Genomic DNA, 19,406 nt, shown 5'->3' on the forward strand with positions numbered 1-19,406 from the left:
ACCCGCGTCTCCCCGTCGCGCGGTGCCGGGCGAGTTCTTTCACGCGTCCCCCCAGTGGCTCTGACGATGCGTCAGACATAGTCGGGGATGTCGGCGCCGCCGGTGGCGATGTGGTGGGCGAGGCCGGCGCGCAGCGCGGTGAGGCGGGCGATCTCGGCGTCGAGGTCGGCGAGGCGGGCCAGCACGACGGGGGCGAAGGTGTCGGGCCCGGGAGAGGGCGAGCAGCGCTGCGGCGGGTCCTCGCCGAGCAGGTCCAGGCGGTGGACGCGGCTCGCCAGGTCGTTCACCGTCAGCCCCAGGGCGAGGAGCCGGCGGATCACCCGGACCCGGGCGACGTCCGGCGGGCCGTACTCGCGCTGGCCGGAGGCGGAGCGGGCGGGCGGTCGGAGCAGGCCGCGCTGCTCGTAGAAGCGCAGTGCCCTGGGGGTGGTGCCCGCCGCCGCTGCCGCGTCGCCGATCCGCATGCCCGCTCCTTCGCTGTAAGGCTCCGCTTCGCCGTCAGGTCTCCGCTTCGCGGTCAGAGCTCCACGATGGTCGTCCCGAAGGTGTCCCCGGTGAACAGTCCGGTCAACGCCCGGGCGGCGCGATCGATGCCCGCCACCGACGTCCTGGGCACGGTGAGTTCGCCGGTGCGCAGCCAGCCGGCGAGGCGTCCGTGCCACTCGGCCGCCACGTCGGGGTGGTCGAGCTGGGTGTAGCCGCGCAGGGTCAGGCCGAGGGTGACGACCCGGAAGGTGTCGATGACGGCCGGGGCGTCGCCGCCGCGGCCCCCCGGAGCGAGCTGCCCGTCCAGCGCGCCGACCAGGGCGAACCGGGCGCCGCGGCGGGCCGCGGCCACGGCGGCGGTCAGCTGGTCGCCGCCGACCAGGTCCAGGACGACGTCGAGCCCGTCCGGCGCGGCCTCGGCCAGCTGCTCGGCGAGCGGTCGCTCGCCCGGTACGAGCGCCGCGTCGTAGCCGAGTTCGGCGGTCAGCCGCTTCGCCTTGGCGGGCGAGCGGGTGGTGCCGATCACCCGGCCGGCGCCGAGCAGCCGGGCGAGCTGCCCGGCCACCGTGCCGACCGCGCCCGCCGCACCGGTCACCAGCACCACGTCGCCCGGGCGGAGCCCGGCGCTGCGGGTGAGCCCGCCGTAGGCGGCCGAGGCGGAGGAGACCAGGGCGAGCGGGTCCGGGATGTCCGGGTCGACCGGGGTGAACTGCGCCGCGTCCGCCAGCGCGTGCTCCCGCCAGCCGTGCAGGTGGGTCACCAGGTCGCCCGGCCGCAGCGGCCCGTCCGCCGGTGCGGCCAGCACCTCGCCGAGGGCGGGCCCGAACAGCGCGTCCCCGGGGGCGATGGGCGGCAACGGCAGGCCGGATCCCGCGCCGCCGATCAGGGTGCGCAGACCGGGGAAGACCAGGAAGGCCCGGTTGCGGACGAGTACCTGCCCGGGGCCGGGCGCGGGCAGCGGTTCCCGGGTGACGGTGAAGTCCTCGGGGGCGGGCAGCCCGTCCGGTGCGGTGGTGAGCCGGACGACGAGGGTGGTGGTGGGCAGGGCCATGGCGGCGCTCCTGGGCATCGGGAACGGGGGTGGCGGGCGGTGCCGCCCGCGGGATGCCCGGACGCTAACCCCTGACGCGTGCGTCAGGGGCAAGCCGGTCGGCAGCGGGTCGTGGCCGTCCGGCGCCGTCCGACGCAGGGTAGGTTCCCAGTCGGCTGCCCGATCTTGGTCCGGCGGCCGGGAACATCCGTACGCCCGTACGCCCGTTCGGCGGTGAGCCGCACCGAGAGGGAACAGCAGCATGACCGAGCAGGCCCCCGCGCCCTTCGAGCCCGTGGACGAGGACTGGCAGACCGCGCTGGCGATCGTCGCGCACCCCGACGACATGGAGTACGGCGGCGCCGCGGCCGTCGCCCGCTGGACCTCCCAGGGCAAGAAGGTCGTCTATGTGATGGTCACCAGCGGCGAGGCCGGCATCGACTCGCTGGACCCCGCCGAGTGCGGGCCGCTGCGCGAGGCCGAGCAGCTCGCCTCCGCGCGGGTGGTCGGCGTCGACACCGTCGAGTTCCTCGGCCACCCGGACGGCGTGGTGGAGTACGGGCTGCCGCTGCGCCGGGACATCGCCCGGGCGGTGCGCCGGCACCGCCCGGACATCGTGGTCACCAGCAACTTCCGGGAGACGTACGGCGGGGTGTTCCTCAACCAGGCCGACCACGTCGCCGTCGGCCGGGCCACCCTGGACGGGGTCCGGGACGCCGGGAACCGCTGGGTGTTCCGGGAGCTGCTGGCGGAGGGCCACGAGCCCTGGAACGGCGTCCGGCAGATCTGGGCGGTGGCCTCGCCCGAGGCGAGGCACGCGGTGGACACCACCGACCACTTCGACCGCGGCGTCGCCTCGCTGGAGGAGCACAGGGCGTACCTGGCCGGCCTCGGCGGGGCGATGGCGGACGCGCGGGAGTTCCTGGAGGGCTTCGGGCGGGGCGCGGGCAGCCGGCTGGGGACGCGCTTCGCGGTGCCGTTCGAGGTGTTCCCGCTGAGCTAGGCGGGCGGTCCGTCGGTGCCCGGCTCGTCGCTGTCGGAGCCGGGCCCGCCGTCGGACCGGGTGTCGGCTCCGGGGCCGGCGCCCGTGCGGCGCCGGCGCTGGTAGCGCAGCACCTGCCGGAGCAGGAAGGCCGCGACCAGCAGCCCGAGCCCGATCGCGAACCAGAGCTGGTAGCGGACCGCGGTCCGGTAGACGGCGCCGATGTCGGACCCGGCCAGGTAGCCGAAGGTGCCCCAGACGCCCGTCCACAGCACGGCGCCGAGCAGGTTGAACGGCAGGAACCGGCGCCAGGTCATCTCGGTCGTCCCGGCGATGATGCCGTTGGCCTGGCGCAGCCCGTCCACGAAGCGGGCGACGGTGACGACCTTGCCGCCGTGCCGGGTGAAGAAGCCGTCGGCGCGTTCCATCCGGGCCGGGGTGAGCAGCACGTAGCGGCCCCAGCGGTGGACGAAGGCGCGCCCGCCGGTGCGGCCGATCAGGAAGCCGAGGGTGTTGCCGAGGGTGGCGGCGGCCAGCGCGATCAGCAGGACGGCGGCGAACCCGAGGTGTCCGGCGCCGGCGTAGACCGAGGCGAGCACCAGGACGGTCTGCCCCGGTACCGGGATGCCGCAGTTGTCGAGCAGGACGAGCAGTGCCACCGCGAGGTACCCGTAGTGGTCCAGCAGTGGGGCGAGCCCGGCGAGCGCCCCGGGCAGCGGGGGCGTGGGGGTGGACACCGCTCCTCACCACCTCGCGCGGGTCGCGCCCGGGGTGGTGGGGGTGTCGGTCAGCGGTCCGCCGGCCGGGGTTCGATGTTGCAGTCGGGGCCGGGGTAGATCAGACCCTCGTGGCCGTCCTCGAAGCGGACCACGTACGGCGGCTCGCCGCCGGCGCCGCGCACTTCGACGATCTCGCCCTTCTGATCCACCATGCCCACCGACCTGCTGTGGATGTGGAGCCGGTCACCTACCGCTGCGTGCATGGTCTGCTCCTCGGGTCGTGGTGGCGGCCTCCGCGGCCGTTCCGCTATCCACTGTGCTGCGGGGGCGGCGGGCTCGCAACGCCTCGGGCGGCCGGGGCGCGCGGGAGGTACCGGGGGAGGCCCGGGGTAGGCGCGGGCCGGTCGAGGGTCCGGTGTCAGCGGGCGGGGAGCTGTTGCGCGAGGTAGCCGCGCACCAACCGCTTGCACTCGGCGATCAGCGTGGGATCGCCGTCGGGGTCGCTGCGGAAGGCCAGTTTGAGGACGGCGTCGGCCGCTTCCAGGGCCACCCGCAGGGTCAGCGTGGTGGCCACCGGGTCGCCGGCGTGGAACAGTTCCCCGCCGAGCGCCTGGAGGCGCAGCGCGACGGCGGTGTTGTTGTCCACCCCGGCGTCCAGGAGGTGGAGGTCGTCCCGGACCCCGGTGGGGACGGCCGGGCCGGCCAGGCCGAAGTCGACCTGGCCGAAGCCGGGCACGGCGCGCTTCATCGCCACGAACTCCTCGACCGCGAGGTCGGTGAACCCGGCCGGGTCGACCGGGGCGGCGTCGGCCAGTCGGGCGTCGAGGCGCTGGAGGTACCGGTCGAGGTTGCGGCCGGCGAGCGCGGCCAGCAGGTCCTCCTTGCCGGCGAAGAACTGGTAGAGGGTGCCGATCGGCACCTGGGCGCGCTGGGCGACCTCCTTGGTGGTGAGGGCGGTCGCCCCGACCTGGTCGAGCAGTCCGGCGCAGGCGTCCAGGATCCGGCCGTACCGTTCCTGGCTGCGCTGCTGGACCGGGCGCCGGCGGACCGGCGGGGTGGTCCGGCCGGTCGCGGCATGGCGGACGGCCCCGGCGTCCGAGACCTTCGCGACGGGCCCGGCGGGCGCTTCGCGCAGTTCGCACGCCTCGACGAACCTCCCCCAGCCTTCGGCCGGGGGGACCCCGATGCTCCGCTCGCTCATGGGCTCACTCTGCCGCATCCGCTGTTCCGGCGGCGAATCAGCGTGACGGAAACGGCCCGGAGTTCCCCGTGGGACGGGAATCGACTGGTGGCCGGAGCTGAACGGCACGGTGGCGGGAAGGTGTCCACGAGTTGGCATTGGTCTTGTCGTGGACGCGAAGACCGGTTCATACTCCTGGGGCGGACTACCTTGCGTGATCACCGCGTGTCTCTTCGTGGTGATCATGTTTCAGCTGTGGTGACCGTGGCGGCTGTGACGGACGTTCCACCGCCACCGGAAGTCTGGATGATCCCGTGTGCCTCCTCGCTCGTGTCACGTCCCGTTGTTCGTCCCGCCGAACGGAAGGAGGGGGGCAGTTAGGTGACGCTGTCATTCGGAGGGCGTGAAGCCCTCGACACCGTGAACCAGCGGCAGTTCCTGGAGTCCGGGTACCTGGTCCTGCCCGGTCTGCTGCCGGAAGCACTGCGTGAACGGCTGGTCCCCGAGGCGGACCGGTGGGTCGACGAGGGCCTGCGGGCCCGGTCGATCGAGGCCTGCGTCGACCCCGTCCGGCACGGGCCGCCCCCGGTGCTGGAGCTGGAGCTGCCGGCGCACGGCGAACTCCTCACCCACCCGCCGCTGATGCGGGTGCTGACCCGCCTGCTCGGCCCGTCCTTCGTCTTCCACCACCTGCACAGCGACCGCCAGGCGCCGGGGATCCCGGGCAAGGCCTGGCACCACGACTGCGAGCCCAACGACCGGTCCGACCCGTCGCTGCTGATGGTCCACGCGCTGCACTACCTGGGCGGCCTGGACGAGACGGTCGGCAGCCTGGCCGTGCTGCCCGGGTCGCACCGCAACCCCGTCGACAAGTCCGCCTACGCCCACCACGGCACCGGTGAACTGCCCGGTGAGGCGGTCATCGACCGGTTGCCGCCCGGCTCGACCGTGCTGCTCAACTCGGCGCTGTTCCACACCCGCAGACCGGCGCCGGACGGGCCGGGCCGGCCCCGGTACTTCATCGACGCCTCCTACTGCCAGGTGGGGGCGCGCTGGCGCCCGGTGAAGCCGCACTGGCGGCAGATGCTGGCCCGTGCCCGCGAACTGGACCTGGCCGACGGCCAATGGCCGGAGCTGTTCGCGGAACGGCACTTCACCGAGTACACCGGAACAGCGGGAACTGCAGGAACAGCCTGAGGAGCACTGCCGTGGAGATCGTCACCGCCGTCGCCTACGCCGAGGTCCACGACGCCTACCTGCGGGACCACCCGATCGATCGGGCCCACGAGGCGAACAGCAACATGTACGGCGAGCAGAACCTGGAACGCGCCGACGGGATCCCCGGCGGCTGGTGGCGGGTCCGGCTGTCCCGGGCGGACGTCCTGGGCATCATGCTGCCCTGGCACCTCAGCGAGGGCGGCGAGCTCGAACTGGTGCCGCGCTCAGGGCTGACGGTGGGCGAGGCGGCCGACCGGATCCGCGCCGCGGGAGCCGCCTGGACGGCCGCCAACCCGGTCTGCGCGGCGAAGCTGCGGCTGCTGCGGTCGGCACCGTTCACGCCCGTCTACCTCAGCACCGCCCCGGTCGACCACTCCGACTACGGGGACCTGTCGGTCCGGGCCGGCCTGATCCACATCGACGGCCTGCACCGCATGCTGGCCTGGGAGTTGGCCGGCAGACTGCCCGGACGGGCGGCGCTGGACGGGTACCTGGCGGGTGATCCGGAGGCGGCGGCCACTCCCGCCCGGCGGGCCGGGTCCGCCGGGTCGGCCAGGCGTGGCGGGCCCGCCCGGGTGGGTGGGGCGCGCCGTACGGGGGGAGGGTCGGCGTGACCTCGGCGACGCAGCACGTCCGGTCCACGCCGTCCGCCTGTTCCGCCCGCACCCTGCCGGACCTCCTCGCCCGCCTCGCCCGGACGTACCCGGACCGGCCCGCGCTGAGCGACGGCGTGCGCGGCGTCGACTACCGCACGCTGGGCGCGGCGGCGGACCGGATCGCCGCCCGGCTGGCCGCCTCCGGCACCGGTCGGGGGGACCGGGTCGCCCTGGTCGGGCCCCGGGACGCCCGGATGCTGGTGCTGCTGCACGGTGTGCTCCGCTCGGGCGCGGCGGCGGTGCTGGCCGACCCGGACTGGACGGCGGCCGACCTCGCCCGGCGGCTGGCGGCCGTCCGGGTCGCGCGGGTGCTCGCGACCGAGGGCGGGCTCGGCGGGGAGGTGGTGGAGACCGTGCCGCCGCAGCCACGGGCGCGGCCGGGCCTGCGGGGCGCGGCGGAGCCGCCCGTGCCGCCGGAGTTACCGGAGTCACCCGAGTTACCGGAGTCATCCGAGTTACCGGAGCTTTCCGTGGCGCCGGAGCCGCCCGCGGCGCCGGGGCCCTCGGGCCGGTCGGGGCCTCGGGTGGAGGTGCGGGGCGAGGACCTCGCCTACCTCTCCTTCACCTCCGGGTCGAGCGGCGAGCCCAAGGCGGTCGCCGTCACCCACGCCAACGCCGTGCACTACGCGCGGGCGCTGGCCGGACGGCTCGACCTCACCGAGGCCGACGCGCCGTGCACCGCGCACGTCACCACACTGGCCGCCGACCTCGGCCACACCGCCTGGCTGCTCGCCCTCGCCACCGGCGGCGCGGTGCACGTCGTCCCGGACCGCGAGGTACGCGACCCGGAGGCCTTCTGGGCCTCGCTCCGCCAGGCCGGGGTGAACACGCTGAAGACCACCCCCTCGCACCTGACCGCGCTGCTGGAAGGCCGCCCGGCCGGAACCCCGCCGCTGCGCACCCTGCTGCTCGGCGGCGAGCCGCTGCCCCGTCCGCTGGCCGTCGCCCTGCTCGACGGCGGCGTCACCGCCCGGCTGGCCAACCACTACGGGCCCACCGAGACCACCGTCGGCGCCACCTGCCTGCTCGCCGCCGACACCCGCCGACTGCCCGCCGAGGAGCCGACCGTACCGATCGGCACCGCGATCGGCGAGGTCCTGCTCACCGTGGTGGACGGCGCCGGGCGGGCGGTGCCGGACGGCACGGTGGGGGAACTGCTCATCGGCGGACGCGGCGTCACCGCCGGGTACTTCGGCCGCCCGGACGAGACGGCCCGGGGCTTCGTCCGGCGGGACGGGCAGCCGATGTACCGGACCGGCGACCTGTGCCGCCGCCGGGCGGACGGCGACCTGGTGTTCCTGGGCCGGGTGGACCGCCAGGTGAAGGTGCGCGGCTACCGGGTGGACCTCGCCGAGGTCGAGCGGGCCATGGACGGGTACCCGGGCGTCGCCCGCTCGGCGGTGCTGCTGCGGGAGACCGCCGTCGGCAGCCAACTGCTGGGCGCGGTACGGCTGTCGGGCGCTCCCGGCGCTCCCGGGCGCCCGGGCGGGCCCGGCGGCCCGGACGGTGCCGAGGTCGTGGCGGGTCTCGACGCGTACCTGCGGGACCGGCTGCCGGGCTACTCCGTACCGCAACCGGTCCTGGTGCTGCCGGACTTCCCGGTCGGCCCGAACGGCAAGCTCGACCGGCGGCGACTGGGCGAGCTGGTGGCCGAGTCGGTCGGGGCCCGCGCGGAGTCCTCGGACGCGGGCGCCGCCGTCGGCCTGGCCGGGGAGATCGCCCGGTTCTGGGCGGGCGCGCTCGGGCTGCCGGCGGTCGGGCCCCGGGCCGACGTGCTGGGCCTCGGCGGGGACTCCATCCTCGCCATGCGCACCATCGCCTTCCTGCGGCGCTCGGGCCGACGGGTCGCCTACGAGGACTTCTACCGGCACCCGACGGCGGAGGGCCTGGCGGCCGTCGCCGCCACCGTCGCCGTCGCGGGCCCGGCCGGTCCGTCGCTCCCGGCGCCGCGCGACGGCTCGGACACCGGCTCCGGCAGTGGCTCGGGCAGTGGCTCGGGCAACGGCTCCGGCAACGGCTCGGACACCGGCCGACTCGCCCCGGCCCAGCGCTGGTTGTACCGGCAGCGGTCCCTCGGCGACCTGCGGCACTGGAACCAGTCCGTCCTGCTGCGCTGCCGGACGGCCGTGGACCCGGCGGCGCTCTCGGCGGCCGTCGCGGCCGTCCTGGAACGCCACCAGGCGCTGCGCCGACCGGTCTCCCCGGGCGGCAGCGGCGCACCCCTGCCGGTGGCGGGCCTCGACCCGGTCTCGTTCTCCCGGATCCCGCGCGCGGCCGGGCCGATCGCCGACACGGTGGCCGGGGTCTGCACCGAACTCCACCGCAGCCTCGACCCGTTGGCCGGCCGGCTGCTGCGCGTCCACCTGTTCTCCGGCCCGGCCGGGACCGACGACCGGCTCGCCCTGATCGCGCACCACCTGGTGGTCGACGGGCTGTCCTGGCGGATCCTGCTGGACGACCTGGCGCACGCGTACCGGGCGGTGCTCGACCGGAAGCCGGCCGACCTGCCGCCGACGGCGGACTTCTACGCCTGGGCGGCGGCCGGACCGGCGGCGCCCGCCGCTCCCGGGGCGCCCGGGCCCGCCCCCGGGGCCGTCGCGGGGCCCGTCGTCGAACCCGTCAGGGGTGCGGGGCCCGTCGTGGGTGCGGAACCCGTCACTGTCGAGGAGCCCGTCGCGCTCAGCTGGGCGCTCGACGCGGAGGCCACCGCCCGGCTGGTCGCCCGGCACGGCGGCGGGGCCGGTCTGGAGGCCCTCCTGCTCGCCGCCTTCGCCGGGGCCGTCACCGACTGGGACGGCACCCCCGGGCTCGCGGTGGAAGTCGAGACCCACGGCCGGGACACCGGCGGCGACCCGGGCGAATTCCTGGACACCGTCGGCTGGTTCACCGCCGTCAAGCACGTCGCACTGACGGCCGGAGCGGGCCCGGAGGCGGTGGCGCGGCGCCTGCGCGAGGCACCCGTCCGGCCGATGGACGGGCCGGGTGAGCGGCCCGGCGCCGGGTTCAACTTCCTCGGTACCTTCCGGCTGCCGGAGGACTCCGGGCTGGACTGGACGGTCGCCGAGGAGCAGGCCGGGGTGGCCCGCTGCGCCGGTGGCGACCCGCTGTACCGCCTGCGGCTCACCGCGCGCATCGTGGAGCAGCGGCTGGTCGCCGACCTGGTGTACGGGTGGCCCGGGCTGCCGCACCACGCCGCCGACCGGATCACCGCCGCGTTCGCCGAGGTGGTGGCGTCGGAGGCAGGGGTGTCAGAGGTGGCGGTGGCCGGGACGGGAGCGGCCACGACGGCCGTACGGCCCGTCCGCGTCCCGCTGTCCACCTCCGGTCAACTGCTGCACCCCGGTGCCCCGCCGACCGGCCGGCCGCCGGAGCGCGCACCCGCCCGGGCCGGAGGGCACGCACCGGCCCCGGAGCCTGCCCGCGAGCCCGCCCGGCTGTCCGTCCGGGAGCCCGCCCGGGTGCTGCTCACCGGCGCCACCGGCTACCTCGGACGGCACCTGCTGGACGCCTTCGTCCGGCGCGGCGCCGACGTCACCTGCCTGGTGCGGGCCTCGGACGACGCCGGGGCGCTCGGCCGGCTGGGGACCGGTCCGGCCTTCGGGGCCGAAGCGGTCCACGCCGTCGCCGGGGACATCGGCCGGGACGGTCTCGGGCTCTCCCCGGCCGGGCTGGAACGGGCCCGGGGCGCGGGGATCGTCGTGCACGCGGCGGCGGACGTCCGGCTGGTGGCCTCGCCCGACGAACTGGAGCTCACCAACCACACGGCGGTGCGCGGGCTGCTCGGCTGGGTCGGGGAGCACGCCCCGACCGCCCGCGTCCACCACGTCTCGACGCTCGCCGTCTCGGGCGGCGTGGACGGCCCGACGCGCCGCTTCAGCGAGGCGGACCTGGGGATCGGCCAGTACTTCCGCACCCCGTACGAGCGGACCAAGTTCCGGGCGGAGCAGGCCGTCCGGGCCTGGGCCGCCACCGGGCACGCCGCCTACCTGCACCGCAGCGGCCACATCGCGGCGCACAGCCGGACCGGCGCGTTCCAGGCGAACGCCGGCGACAACCGGATCTACCAGCTGGTCCGCGGCTACCTGCTGGCCGGGGCGGCACCGAGCCGGCCGGACACCGCCTTCGCGTTCTCGCACGTGGACACGGTGGCGGCCGGGATCGCCGCGATCGCCCTCGACCCGTACGCCGCGCCCGGCGCGTACCACGTCGAATCGCCGTACCAGGTCCCGCACGATGAGCTGGTGGGCTGGCTCGCCGGGCTCGGCCATCCGGTGCGGCTGACCGACGACGAGGGCTTCGCGGCCGCCATCGCCGCCGCCGAGCGGCGGCACCCGACGGCCGCCCGGGTGGCCGCCGCCTGGGCGCAGCAGGAGGAGCGCAACGTCCGGGTGGACAGCGCGTACACCACGGCCGTGCTCGACCGGCTGGGCGTGCGCTTCGCCGCCCCGACCCCGCAGTGGTGGTCGGCCGCGCTCTCCTGGGCCGCCGAGGCCGGCTACCTGCCGCCCGCCGGCCCGCCCCCGAGCAGCTCCGCCGACCAGAACCCCCGTACCCCCGAAGGCCAGACCCCCCGTACCGCCCAAGGCCAGAACCCCCGTACCCCCCAAGGCAGGACCCACTCGTGAAGGCAGGTTCCGTGTCCCAGCTCTCCCCGGCGCTCAAGCAGGCCACCCCGGTCGTCGCCGTGCGCGGCGAAGGCCTCCACCTCTACGACGCCGACGGGCGCCGGTACCTCGACTTCACCTCCGGGGTGGGGGTGACCAGCACCGGCCACTGTCATCCACGGGTGGTCGAGGCCGTCCGCGAACAGGCGGGCCGGCTGATCCACGGCCAGTACACCACCGTGCTGCACGACCCGTTGCTCACCCTGACCGAACGGCTCGGCGAGGTGCTCCCGCCCGGCCTGGACTCGCTGTTCTACGCGACCGCCGGCACCGAGGCGGTCGAGGCGGCGCTGCGGCTCGCCCGGCACGCCACCGGGCGGCAGAACGTGATCGTCTTCGAGGGCTCCTTCCACGGCCGCACGATGGGCGCGGCCTCGCTCACCACGGCCGGCACCCGGTTCCGGGCGGGCATCGGGCCGCTGATGCCGGGGGTCGCGGTGGCGCCCTTCCCGGCCGCCTTCCGGCTGCGCCGCTCGCTCGGGCTGTCCGAGGAGGAGGCGGTGGCGTACGCGCTGCGCGGCCTGGACGAGGTGCTCGCCACCGCGTCCGCGCCCGCCGAGACGGCGGCGATGTTCGTCGAGCCGGTGCTCGGTGAGGGCGGCTACGTCCCGGCGCCGCCCGGCTTCCTCGCCGGGTTGCGCGAGCGCGCCGACCGGCACGGCATCCTGCTGGTGGTGGACGAGGTGCAGACCGGCTTCGGCCGCACCGGCCGGTTCTGGGCCCACGAGTACGAACAGGGGGTGCGGCCGGACGTCCTGATCACCGCCAAGGGCCTGGCCAGCGGCTTCCCGCTGTCCGCGATCGCCGCGCCCGCCGAGCTGATGGGCCGTGCCTGGCCCGGTTCGCAGGGCGGCACGTACGGGGGGAATCCGGTGGCCTGCGCCGCCGCCCTCGCCACCCTGGACGTGCTGCGCGACGAGCGGCTGGTGGAGAACGCGGCCGAGCAGGGCGCCCGGCTGCTGGTCGGTCTGCGGACGGTCGCCGCCGAGGCGCCCGGGATCGGCGACGTCCGAGGGCTCGGGCTGATGGCCGCGAGCGAGTTCTGCCACCCGGACGGCTCGCCGGACCCGGAGGCGGCCCGGCGTGTCCAGCAGGCGGCGGCCGAGCACGGTCTGCTGCTGTTGCTCTGCGGGGTCCACCTCAACGTGGTCCGGATGATCCCCGCGCTGGTGGTCACGGCCGGACAGATCGACGAGGCGCTGGAACTCTGGACGAAGGCCGTCGCGGCCGGAAGCCGGTAGGGAGGAGAGACCCATGGACGCGGTGACGGAAATCGGCTGGAGCAGCCTGGAGTTGGAGGCCCGACGGGAGCTCTGGTCGCTCCCGCTGGGGGAGGTGGAGCGGCGGCTGCTGTGGGCCGACGCGCGGGCCGGGCGATGGGGGGCGGCCGAGCCGGTGCGGGCCCGGGTGCGGGACTTCGTGCGGGATGCCGTCGCCTCGGTCGGCATCACGCATGTGAGCGGCCTGGTGGACGTGGAGCACCCGGAGGACCAGATCACCGAGGTGCTCTCCTTCCTGCTGGGGGACTACGGCCGGATCGTCCCGCAGAACGGGCGCGGCGACCTCACCTCGGTGCTGTGCGACCAGGACGGCGACGGCAACACCGAACTCGGGTTCCACTGCGACACCTGCGACCTGCTGATCCTGCTCTGCCTCCGGCCGGCCTTCGACGGCGGCGGGCTGACCAAGCTGGCGAGCGCCCGGCACGTCCACGACCTGATCGGCCGGGAGCGGCCGGACGCGCTGGCGACGCTCTGCGAGGAGTGGACCTTCGAGCGCAGCGGCCGGGCGGGCCCGCAGGTGGTGGTCACCCCGATCCTCTACCACCAGAAGGAGGGCACGGTCGGCTGCTACTACCAGACCCGCACCGTCCGCTCCTCCCCGGACCGGGGCGGCCCCGAACTGACGGACCGTCAGTGGGAGGCGCTGGGCGTGCTGGACGAGGTGCTGTACCGGCCGGAGATCGCCTTCGGCCTGCCGATGGAGGCCGGCGACCTGCTGATCATCCGCAACAGCCGGGTGCTGCACGGGCGTTCGCCGTTCATCGACGAGCCCGGACCGTACTCCCGGCGGATGCTGCGGATCTGGCTGAACGAGGGTGAGACATGGGCGCGTTGACCGCACCGCACGGACGGGTGGCGATCGTCACCGGCGGGGGCAGCGGCCTCGGCCGGGCCTCGGCACTGGCCCTGCTGGACGCAGGCTGGACCGTCGTCGTCGCCGGACGGCGCAAGGACGCCCTGGAGGAGACCGCCGTCCTCGCCGGGGAGGCGGCCTCCCGGGTGCTGGCCGTCCCGACCGACATCCGGAGCCCGGCGGACGTCGCCCGGCTCTTCGACACCGTCCGCGACGAACACGGCCGACTGGACCTGCTGTTCAACAACGCGGGCGCCGCCGCCCCGCGCCGGCCGATCACCGAGACCCCGTTCGAGGACTGGAACCGGGTGCTCGACACCATCGTCACCGGCGGCTTCCTCTGCGCCCGCGAGGCCTTCCGAGTGATGAGCACCCAGACCCCGCAGGGCGGGCGGATCATCAACAACGGCGCGCCCTCGGCGTACGTGCCGCGCCCCAACTCCATCGCGTACACGGCCGCCAAGCACGCCGTGCTCGGCCTGACCAAGGTGCTCGCCCTGGACGGCCGCCCGTACGGCATCTCCTGCGGACAGATCGACGTCGGCAACGTCGCCCCGGTCGACGGCGGCCCGCAGCCGGCCGCGATGCAGGCCGACGGGACGAGGGCGGTCGAGGCGACCATCCCGGTGGAGCGCTTCACCGAGGCGCTGGTGCTGATGGCCTCCCAGCCGGCCGACACCGTCATCCAGTCCCTGGTGGTGCTGCCCACCACCATGCCGTTCGTCGGCCGGGGGTGACGCGGTGCTGGTCAGCGCACGCTCCTTCGCGGAGTACCGGGCGATGTTCACGCTCACCGACGGCGACTTGGAGCAGCGCATCCTGGACTGCCCGGCCGGCGCGGCGAGCTTCGTCGCCGAAGCGGGCCCGCTCGGCATCGACGCCGTCGCCGTGGACCGCCAGTACGCGGACCACCGCGAGGACTTGGGCCTGCTGGTGGAGCGGGAGACGGAGTTCAAGCGCGAGCTGCTGCGGAAGGAGACGGCGGGGTACCCGTGGACCTGGTACGACGACGCGGACGACATGATCCGCCAGTGGACCGCCAACGCCCGCCTCTTCCGCGCCGACATCGCCGCCCGCCCGGACCGCTACGTCGCCGGATCGTTGCCCGAACTGCCCTTCGCCGACAATGAGTTCGACCTGGTGCTCAGCTCGCACCTGATCTTCTCGTACGGCAGCCGCTTGGACGAGCACTTTCACCGGGCGGCCCTGCTGGAGCTCGCCCGGGTGGCGCGCCGGGAAGTCCGGCTGTTCCCGCTGATGGTGTACGACACCCGGGTCAGGTACCCGGGGCTGGAGCGGCTGCGCCGGGACCTGGCCGGACTCGGCATCCCGAGCCGGGTGGAGCGGGTGGCGTACGAGTTCCAGCCGGGCGACAACGAGATGCTGGTGCTCTCCTGCGCGGGGTACCGGCCGCTGGTGCGGACCGCCCGGGGAGCCACGGAGGCCGTCGACCCGGTGCGGTGGCGCCACCGGGAGGAGGGGGCCGGGTCGTAGGCGGGAGCCGACCGGCCGGCCGGGCCCGGCGCGGAGTGGATCGGGTATGCCCATGGGGGGTATGGAGATCGGGCGATATGTCCATGGACAACTCGTCTCCGCCGCGCCACAGTTGTCCGCATGAACACGCACCAGCACCACCAGCACCATGAGTCACACGAGAACCACGGGAACCATGGGCACGCCGAGCACCACGGGCACGCCGGGCACGACGGGCACGACGGGAACGCGGACCACGGCCACCACGCCGGGCACGGCGCCCCGCAGGGGCTGACGGCCTCCGACCAGGGCTTCACCCTGGTGCCGGAGACCGTCGGCCCCGACGGCGAGTTCACCTTCCGCATCACCGGCGCCGACGGCGAGCCCGTCACCGCGTACGAGCCCCAGCACGAGGCGCTGCTGCACCTGATCGTGGTGCGCCGCGACCTCTCCGGCTACCGCCACGTCCACCCCGAGCTGGACGCCGACGGCACCTGGCGGGTGGCCACCCCCTTCGACGGGCCCGCCGCCTACCACGTGTACGCCGACTTCAAGGCCGTCGGCGCGGCCCCGCTGACCCTCGGCGTGGACGTCGCCCTCCCCGGCGGGTCCGCCGACCGCCCGCTGCCCGAGCCCGCCGCGACCGCCGACGTCGACGGCTACACCGTCACCCTGGCCGGGCAGTTGGCCGCCGGGCGGGGCGCGCCGCTGACCTTCCTGGTCGCCCGCGACGGCTCCCCGGTCACCGACCTCCAGCCCTACCTCGCGGCCTACGGCCACCTGGTCGCCCTGCGCGCCGCCGACCTCGCCTACCTGCACGTCCACCCGAACGGGGAGCCCGGCGACGGCGCCACCGCGCCCGGCCCGGACGTCACCTTCCACGCCGTCGCCCCCACCGCGGGCCCGTACCGGCTCTACCTCGACTTCAAGCACGGCGACACGGTCCACACGGCCGAGTTCACTGCCGTCGCCGTGGACTGAGCGTCAGCCGGCCGCCGGTCCGCCGGGCCCGCGGGGTGGTGTCCATCCTTCGGACAGGATCCCGGAACCCGCTGTCCGGAACGCCGTACGCACTCTAAGCTGGCCGCGCAGCTGGTTCGCCCTGTCCGCCAGGCAGGCGCGTCGCAAGAGGGAACCCGGTGGGAATCCGGGACTGCCCCGCAGCGGTGAGTGGGAACGACCGCCGTCATACGCACTGGGCCCGGGAGGGTCTGGGAAGCGACGGCCAGTAGGTGCCTGTCCTGGAGCCAGGGCGGGTGTGCCCGCGAGTCCGAAGACCTGCCACTGCCCGTGCGCGACCGTTCGCGCGCGGCCATCCGGTGATCCCGAGGGCGGGTCGGCGACCATACCTGGCGGAGTCGTGCCCGTGTGCGGGCACCCGTCCGGTTCGTCATCCCTTCGCGTCCTCCTCCCGTCGCCGGGTATGTGAGGAAACAGGCTCGCGAAGGAGAGTCCCTTGACCACGAAGTCCGCAGCGGCGGCAACCCTCGCCACCGTGCACGGCTACCCCCGCCAGGGCCGCAACCGGGAACTGAAGAAGGCGATCGAGGGCTACTGGAAGGGCGCCGTCACGGCGGAGGCCCTGCTGACTGCCGCCGCCGAACTGCGCCGGGAGAACTGGCAGCAGCTCGCCGACGCCGGGATCGAGGAGGTCCCCACCGGCGACTCCTCGCTCTACGACCACGTGCTGGACACGACGGTCGCCGTCGGCGCGATCCCGGCCCGCCACCGCGCGGCCGTCGAGGCCGACCCGCTGGACGGGTACTTCGCCATGGCGCGCGGCACGCAGGACGTCGCGCCGCTGGAGATGACGAAGTGGTTCGACACCAACTACCACTACCTGGTGCCCGAGTTGGGGCCGGATACCGAGTTCGCGGCGAACCCGGCCAAGGCGGTCGGGGAGCTGCGGGAGGCGCTCGCGCTCGGCCATGACGCCCGGCCGGTGCTGGTCGGGCCGGTCACCTACCTGCTGCTCGCCAAGCCGGCCCCGGGGGTGGCGGCCGACTTCCAGCCGATCACGCTGCTGGACCGGCTGCTGCCCGTCTACGCCCGGCTGCTCGCAGAGTTGAAGGCGGCCGGCGCCGGGTGGGTGCAGCTGGACGAGCCCGCGCTCGTCCAGGACCGCACCCCGGCCGAACTGAACGCCGCCGCCCGCGCCTACCGCGACCTGGGGGCCCTGGCCGACCGGCCGAAGCTGCTGGTCGCGAGCTACTTCGACCGGCTCGGCGAGGCCCTGCCCGTGCTGGCCAAGGCCCCGGTCGAGGGCCTGGCCCTGGACTTCACCGGCCCGGCCGCCGCCAACCTGGACGACCTCGCCGCCGTCGGCGGCCTGCCCGGCAAGCGCCTGGTGGCCGGCGTCATCGACGGCCGCAACATCTGGATCAACGACCTGGAGAAGTCGCTCGCCACCCTGGCGACCCTGCTCGGCCTCGCCGGAACCGTCGACGTCGCGCCCTCCTGCTCGCTGCTGCACGTCCCCCTGGACGCCACCGCCGAACGGGAGTTGGACCCGCAGATCGCCCGCTGGCTCGCCTTCGCCCGGCAGAAGGCCGCCGAGGCCGCGCTGCTCGCCCGCGGCCTGCGCGAAGGCACCGGCGCCATCACCGCCGAACGCGCCGCCAACCGCGCCGACCTGGCCTCCCGCGCCAACTCGCCCATCACCCGCGACCCGGCCGTGCGCGCCCGCACCGCCGCCGTCACCGCCGACGACGCCCGCCGCGCCGATCCCTACCCCGTACGCGCCGAGGCCCAGAGCGTCCGGCTCGGCCTGCCGCTGCTGCCGACCACCACGATCGGTTCCTTCCCGCAGACCACCGAACTTCGACTGGCCCGAGCCGATCTGACGGCGGGTCGGATCGACGGCGCCGCCTACCGCGAGCGGATGGCGGCCGAGGTCCGCGAGGTCGTCGCCTACCAGGAGAAGGCCGGCCTGGACGTCCTCGTCCACGGCGAACCCGAACGCAACGACATGGTCCAGTACTTCGCCGAGCAGCTCACCGGCTACCTCGCCACCCGGCACGGCTGGGTGCAGTCCTACGGCACCCGCTACGTACGCCCGCCGGTCCTCGCCGGGGACATCTCCCGCCCGCACCCGATGACCGTCGACTGGTTCGAGTACGCGCAGGGCCTCACCCGCCGCCCGGTCAAGGGCATGCTCACCGGCCCGGTCACCATGCTCGCCTGGTCCTTCGTCCGCGACGACCAGCCGCTCGCCGACACCGCCCGCCAGGTCGCCCTGGCCCTGCGCGACGAGGTCACCGACCTGGACGCCGCCGGCGCCGCCGTCGTCCAGGTCGACGAACCGGCCCTGCGCGAGACCCTCCCGCTGCGCGCCGCCGACCGCCCGGCCTACCTGGACTGGGCCACCGAGGCCTTCCGCCTGGCCACCTCCGGGGTCCGCTCCGACACCCAGATCCACACCCACATGTGCTACGCCGAGTTCGGCGCGATCATGACCGCGATCGACGAACTCGACGCGGACGTCATCTCCCTGGAGGCCACCCGCTCCCACATGGAGGTCGCCGGCGAACTCGCCCGGGCCGGCTACCCGCGCGAGGTCGGCCCCGGCGTCTGGGACATCCACTCCCCGCGCGTCCCGGACACCGACGAGGTGGTCGCCCTGCTGCGGGCCGGGCTCGCCGCGATCCCGGCCGAGCGGCTGTGGGTCAACCCCGACTGCGGCCTGAAGACCCGGGGCTGGCCGGAGACCCGGGCCTCACTGGACAGCCTGGTGGACGCCGCCCGCCGCCTGCGCGAGGAACTCGCCGGCTGACCCGCCGGGCGCGGGAGCCCAGGGGCGGGCGCGGCGCCGGTGCCGCGCCCGCCCCTGTGGCGGTGCCGAACTCCCGTACCGCCGGACGGCGGTGGAATCCTCCGAAGAGCCGAATGGGGACATGGAAAGACAGCCGCACGCACTGCTTGGCCCTGCCGCCCTGCTTGGCCCTGCCGCACCTCTTGGCCCTGCCGCCCTGCCGGGCCCTCCCTCCGTACCGGGCCTGCCCGACTGGGGCCGCTGCGCGGTGATGGGAATCCTCAACGTCACGCCCGACTCCTTCTCGGACGGCGGCGACTGGCTGGACCCGGGCCGGGCGGTCGAGCACGGACTCGCGCTGGTCGCCCGGGGCGCCGACATCGTGGACGTGGGCGGGGAGTCGACCCGCCCCGGCGCCCGCCGGGTGCCGGTCGAGGAGGAACTCGCCCGGGTCCTCCCGGTGGTGCGGGGCCTCGCCCGGCGGGGCGTCCTGGTGAGCGTCGACAGCATGCGCGCCGAGGTGGCGGAGGCGGCGGTCGACGAGGGCGCGCGGATCGTCAACGACGTCAGCGGCGGCCGGGCCGACGACCGGATGGCGAAGACGGTCGCCCGGGCCGGCGTGCCCTTCGTCGTCATGCACTGGCGGGGCCAGTCCCGGGAGATGGACGAACTGGCCGGGTACGGGGACGTCGTGGCCGAGGTGGTCGCCGAGGTCGGGCGGCAACTGGACGCCGTGGTCTCGGCCGGGGTCGACCCGTCCCGGGTGATCGTCGACCCGGGGCTCGGCTTCGCCAAGGGGCGCCGGGACGACTGGGCCCTGCTCGCCGCCCCGGACGCCTGGGCCGCGCTCGGCCGGCCGCTGCTGGTGGGTCCGTCCCGCAAGCGCTTCCTCGGCGAACTGCTGGCCGACCCCGCCACCGGCGAGCCGCGCCCGGCCCGCGAACGGGACGACGCGACCACGGCGGTGGCCGTCCTGGCGGCCGCCCAGGGCGCTTGGGCGGTACGCGTCCACGAGGTCCGGGCCACCGCCGACGCCGTACGGGTCGAGGCCGCCCTGCGGTCCGCCCGCCCGGCCCGGGCCTGACGGGCCCCGAACCACTGGCGCCGCCGG

Annotated in this window: 16 protein-coding genes and 1 riboswitch; of the genes, 11 read left to right on the forward strand and 5 right to left on the reverse strand. The window is 75.3% G+C overall.

The genetic code is table 11. From position 1 onward, the window contains the following. Window positions 1-71: 71 nt before the first annotated feature. Together ACFQ6N_RS25645 and ACFQ6N_RS25650 are read right to left on the reverse strand one after the other, a co-directional pair. Window positions 72-464 carry a MerR family transcriptional regulator gene (locus ACFQ6N_RS25645; protein WP_380653399.1) on the reverse strand — a complete coding sequence of 131 codons (393 nt, stop codon included), beginning with the start codon at window positions 462-464 and terminating at the stop codon, window positions 72-74. A 53-nt stretch (window positions 465-517) separates the two neighbouring features. Then, window positions 518-1,537, reverse strand: coding sequence for an MDR family NADP-dependent oxidoreductase (locus ACFQ6N_RS25650; RefSeq protein ID WP_380653402.1), 1,020 nt, complete (start codon window positions 1,535-1,537; stop codon window positions 518-520). A 241-nt stretch (window positions 1,538-1,778) separates the two neighbouring features. Between ACFQ6N_RS25650 and ACFQ6N_RS25655 the strand changes: the two genes are divergently transcribed. After that, complete coding sequence (locus tag ACFQ6N_RS25655; protein WP_380653404.1) at window positions 1,779-2,519, forward strand: PIG-L deacetylase family protein; 741 nt, start codon at window positions 1,779-1,781, stop codon at window positions 2,517-2,519. On the opposite strand, the gene ACFQ6N_RS25660 is transcribed toward ACFQ6N_RS25655, so the two are convergent. The 3 genes from ACFQ6N_RS25660 to ACFQ6N_RS25670 form a co-directional block, all read right to left on the reverse strand. After that, on the reverse strand, window positions 2,516-3,235 hold the full coding sequence (locus ACFQ6N_RS25660; RefSeq protein ID WP_380653406.1) for a DedA family protein: 720 nt from the start codon (window positions 3,233-3,235) through the stop codon (window positions 2,516-2,518). The two genes, ACFQ6N_RS25655 and ACFQ6N_RS25660, sit on opposite strands and share 4 nt — an antisense overlap. A gap of 50 nt (window positions 3,236-3,285) precedes the next feature. Continuing rightward, window positions 3,286-3,480, reverse strand: a complete 195-nt coding sequence (locus ACFQ6N_RS25665) for a DUF1918 domain-containing protein (protein WP_380653409.1) — start codon at window positions 3,478-3,480, stop codon at window positions 3,286-3,288. Between the two features lie 155 nt (window positions 3,481-3,635). Further along, window positions 3,636-4,418: a TetR/AcrR family transcriptional regulator gene (locus tag ACFQ6N_RS25670; RefSeq protein WP_380653412.1), complete on the reverse strand. Its 783-nt coding sequence runs from the start codon at window positions 4,416-4,418 to the stop codon at window positions 3,636-3,638. 360 nt (window positions 4,419-4,778) lie between these two features. Between ACFQ6N_RS25670 and ACFQ6N_RS25675 the strand changes: the two genes are divergently transcribed. The 10 genes from ACFQ6N_RS25675 (at window position 4,779) to folP (ending at window position 19,379) form a co-directional block, all read left to right on the forward strand. Further along, a complete protein-coding gene (locus tag ACFQ6N_RS25675; RefSeq protein ID WP_380653415.1) occupies window positions 4,779-5,594 on the forward strand; it encodes a phytanoyl-CoA dioxygenase family protein in 816 nt (271 codons plus the stop codon). A gap of 11 nt (window positions 5,595-5,605) precedes the next feature. Beyond that, window positions 5,606-6,229, forward strand: a complete 624-nt coding sequence (locus tag ACFQ6N_RS25680) for a DUF6309 family protein (RefSeq protein WP_380653418.1) — start codon at window positions 5,606-5,608, stop codon at window positions 6,227-6,229. Further along, window positions 6,226-10,896 (forward strand): AMP-binding protein, encoded by a 4,671-nt coding sequence (locus ACFQ6N_RS25685; RefSeq protein ID WP_380653420.1) that lies wholly within the window; start codon window positions 6,226-6,228, stop codon window positions 10,894-10,896. The genes ACFQ6N_RS25680 and ACFQ6N_RS25685 overlap by 4 nt, the downstream gene beginning before the upstream one ends. An 11-nt stretch (window positions 10,897-10,907) precedes the next feature. After that, the gene (locus ACFQ6N_RS25690) at window positions 10,908-12,176 is read left to right on the forward strand and encodes an aspartate aminotransferase family protein (RefSeq protein ID WP_380653423.1); all 1,269 of its coding nucleotides are present in this window, start codon (window positions 10,908-10,910) and stop codon (window positions 12,174-12,176) included. Between the two features lie 13 nt (window positions 12,177-12,189). Continuing rightward, window positions 12,190-13,053, forward strand: coding sequence for a TauD/TfdA family dioxygenase (locus ACFQ6N_RS25695; RefSeq protein ID WP_380653426.1), 864 nt, complete (start codon window positions 12,190-12,192; stop codon window positions 13,051-13,053). Beyond that, window positions 13,041-13,808, forward strand: a complete 768-nt coding sequence (locus tag ACFQ6N_RS25700) for an SDR family oxidoreductase (RefSeq protein ID WP_380653429.1) — start codon at window positions 13,041-13,043, stop codon at window positions 13,806-13,808. The genes ACFQ6N_RS25695 and ACFQ6N_RS25700 overlap by 13 nt, the downstream gene beginning before the upstream one ends. Window positions 13,809-13,812: 4 nt before the next feature. Then, window positions 13,813-14,565 (forward strand): methyltransferase domain-containing protein, encoded by a 753-nt coding sequence (locus tag ACFQ6N_RS25705; RefSeq protein WP_380653432.1) that lies wholly within the window; start codon window positions 13,813-13,815, stop codon window positions 14,563-14,565. A 120-nt stretch (window positions 14,566-14,685) separates the two neighbouring features. Further along, the gene (locus tag ACFQ6N_RS25710; protein WP_380653435.1) at window positions 14,686-15,525 is read left to right on the forward strand and encodes a hypothetical protein; all 840 of its coding nucleotides are present in this window, start codon (window positions 14,686-14,688) and stop codon (window positions 15,523-15,525) included. A 95-nt stretch (window positions 15,526-15,620) separates the two neighbouring features. Beyond that, a riboswitch (cobalamin riboswitch) is annotated at window positions 15,621-15,845 on the forward strand. 155 nt (window positions 15,846-16,000) lie between these two features. Next, entirely contained in the window at window positions 16,001-18,316 is a 2,316-nt protein-coding gene (metE, locus tag ACFQ6N_RS25715) for a 5-methyltetrahydropteroyltriglutamate--homocysteine S-methyltransferase (RefSeq protein ID WP_380653438.1), read from the forward strand. A gap of 250 nt (window positions 18,317-18,566) precedes the next feature. Next, the gene (folP, locus tag ACFQ6N_RS25720) at window positions 18,567-19,379 is read left to right on the forward strand and encodes a dihydropteroate synthase (RefSeq protein ID WP_380653440.1); all 813 of its coding nucleotides are present in this window, start codon (window positions 18,567-18,569) and stop codon (window positions 19,377-19,379) included. Window positions 19,380-19,406: the final 27 nt, after the last annotated feature.

The organism is Kitasatospora sp. NPDC056446 (assembly GCF_042796115.1).
Classification (GTDB): Bacteria; Actinomycetota; Actinomycetes; order Streptomycetales; family Streptomycetaceae; genus Kitasatospora.

What these genes read in the sequence shown, in the direction of transcription:
- ACFQ6N_RS25645 (WP_380653399.1), bottom strand. Translation starts at nt 464, where the DNA reads ATGCGGATCGGCGACGCGGCAGCGGCGGCGGGCACCACCCCCAGGGCA.
- ACFQ6N_RS25650 (WP_380653402.1), bottom strand. Translation starts at nt 1,537, where the DNA reads ATGGCCCTGCCCACCACCACCCTCGTCGTCCGGCTCACCACCGCACCG.
- ACFQ6N_RS25655 (WP_380653404.1), top strand. Translation starts at nt 1,779, where the DNA reads ATGACCGAGCAGGCCCCCGCGCCCTTCGAGCCCGTGGACGAGGACTGG.
- ACFQ6N_RS25665 (WP_380653409.1), bottom strand. Translation starts at nt 3,480, where the DNA reads ATGCACGCAGCGGTAGGTGACCGGCTCCACATCCACAGCAGGTCGGTG.
- ACFQ6N_RS25670 (WP_380653412.1), bottom strand. Translation starts at nt 4,418, where the DNA reads ATGAGCGAGCGGAGCATCGGGGTCCCCCCGGCCGAAGGCTGGGGGAGG.
- ACFQ6N_RS25695 (WP_380653426.1), top strand. Translation starts at nt 12,190, where the DNA reads ATGGACGCGGTGACGGAAATCGGCTGGAGCAGCCTGGAGTTGGAGGCC.
- ACFQ6N_RS25700 (WP_380653429.1), top strand. Translation starts at nt 13,041, where the DNA reads ATGGGCGCGTTGACCGCACCGCACGGACGGGTGGCGATCGTCACCGGC.
- ACFQ6N_RS25710 (WP_380653435.1), top strand. Translation starts at nt 14,686, where the DNA reads ATGAACACGCACCAGCACCACCAGCACCATGAGTCACACGAGAACCAC.
- folP (WP_380653440.1), top strand. Translation starts at nt 18,567, where the DNA reads ATGGGAATCCTCAACGTCACGCCCGACTCCTTCTCGGACGGCGGCGAC.